Annotated in this window: 1 protein-coding gene; it reads right to left on the reverse strand. The window is 63.2% G+C overall.

Annotated features, from left to right (window positions below):
• Nucleotides 1-399: 399 nt before the first annotated feature.
• Nucleotides 400-966 carry a DNA alkylation repair protein gene (locus AB0878_RS49410; protein WP_366590663.1) on the reverse strand — a complete coding sequence of 189 codons (567 nt, stop codon included), beginning with the start codon at nucleotides 964-966 and terminating at the stop codon, nucleotides 400-402.
• Nucleotides 967-1061: the final 95 nt, after the last annotated feature.

The following is a 1061-nucleotide window of genomic DNA, read 5'->3' on the forward strand; positions in this document are numbered from 1 at the left end:
GTCGGTTTGTCAAGGCGGGAAAGCGTGCCTTGACAAACCGACCCAGACCGTGTTGGGGAAAAGAATCGGGGGCCGGCCGGGGGAAGGTTGCGGGGAGGGGAATGTGGGTGGTGAGTCGCGTTGCAGGCTGTGGGTTGTGTGGTGGCAAGAGCGGCGCGGTTAGGGTAGGTGGTTGGGTTGGGAATCGCCCGCGCCGTTGGCAATCCTGGTTCGCTTAACTTCGAGTGTTTCGTGCCTGCCGCAGGTAACGTCCCCTTCGGCCGGCTGGGGGTAGCCCCGCCTCACTGAGCCCCGACTCCTCGCCCGCGCCCCAATGCGGCGTTGGTTGCGCTGAACGCCATCTCGCCCCCAAAAATCCGGCAATGGTGCGCTCCGCGCGCCGAGCCACCACCACCCCACTCAAACCCGACGACCAACCATCTCCGCAATCCAAACCGGCGCATAAGGCGACGTACAACCCTTCGGCGTCGGATAATCCTTCAAAACCCCCAACCGCTCCCCAATACCCACCGCCCGCTCCCGCAACTCCACATGCTCAATCCCGATCTCAGCCAGACAATGATTCATCGCCCACTGAAGCCGGTCAGGCGCATCCTTCATCTCAGCCTCGATCACATCCAGCAACCCACCCAGATCCAGCCCCTCCGAAGCCTTCCCCACCCGATCAGTGGTCAGCGCCCACCCAGCACTGGCCACAACCGGATCGGCATCGGCGAACCAAGCCACCCGCAACTCCTCGACATGCGGGCTCTTCTTCACCACATACCCCACCAACCAGTCATGCACCTTAGGCGTCCGAGCCTCACGCACCATGACGTCCAACTCACCACGCTCGAACGCCTTGGGCCGGCAAACCAACACCGCCACCAGCCGCGCCGCGCTGTCCCCAGTGCCCCACAACTCGACCGCAAGCTCGTGCTGCGTCTTCAACCTCTTGGCCAGCGCCCGCAGCTTCCCGAGATTCACCCTGGCGCGCCTCCCACTTTTCGGACAGTGGGCCTAATAAGGTCTGGTCTGGATTGGAGGATGTGCAATGCCGGAACGGCGGCGGAAGTTTTCTC

This window comes from Amycolatopsis sp. NPDC047767, from assembly GCF_040704195.1.
Classification (GTDB): Bacteria; Actinomycetota; Actinomycetes; order Mycobacteriales; family Pseudonocardiaceae; genus Amycolatopsis.